1 protein-coding gene is annotated in these 792 nt (G+C 69.8%); it reads right to left on the bottom strand.

What is annotated here, in order from left to right; translation table 11 throughout:
• Positions 1 to 266 (bottom strand): RICIN domain-containing protein (locus ACVMYR_RS33120; RefSeq protein ID WP_457123703.1); only part of this gene is annotated, 266 nt, incomplete at its 3' end.
• Between the last annotated feature and the right edge of the window lie 526 nt (positions 267 to 792).

Genomic DNA, 792 nt, shown 5'->3' on the forward strand with positions numbered 1-792 from the left:
TGGTTGCCGTTGTTACGCGTCCACTGGGTGATCCGCGCCCCGTCGCTCGTGGCGAGGTTGTACAGGTCCAGAGCCTTGTTGCTGTTGCGGTTGAGCAGCACGTACCAGGCGCCGGTGTCCACGGTCGCCGCGGCGGCCGGTGTCGAGTTCACCGCGACCACCGCGCCGCCCACCAGCACTGTCGCCGCGGCCGCGGCCGTGACCCGGGCCAGCCACCCGCGTCGTCGGAACGACGCGGGTGACAGGAGCCCTGCGAGAGCAACCATGTTTCCTCCAATGACGACGGTCGGACCGAACGGTCCCGGGCGGGCACGCCACGCCGAGGCGCGACCGCCGAGACCAGCTGATTGAGGGCGCTCACCAGGGCATATGCGTGCCCCGGCCAGAGCGACATCCTGAGTCGAGGCACAACGACCGGCCGCCCTCGGGCCACCTCCCGGCACCTCGCCTATCGACTGTGAGCGATAACATGATGTTCGTCAAGTCGTAACCGTCGGCACCGGGGCGCTCCGGCGTCCAGGGCTGCGAGCAGCGGTGATGCGCGACAGCGCCGCGCGGCCTTGCGGCGACGTTACGGCCACGTTATGTTATCGATAACATCCAGACCGATGCATGGATGTGCAACCCGCGTCTGCCCTCAAGCCCGGGTCACGGCACCGATCCGAGGCCCGGTCCGACGACGCCCAGAGCCTGGTGGCGCCGTCGGATCCCCCGCTCGGCCAGGTCCACACCCGGCAACGGGCCCGGCACGAGCACCGGGGCCACCCCCTTGTCCCGAGTCCATCCCCGCGA

It is taken from the genome of Micromonospora sp. PTRAS2, from assembly GCF_054052245.1.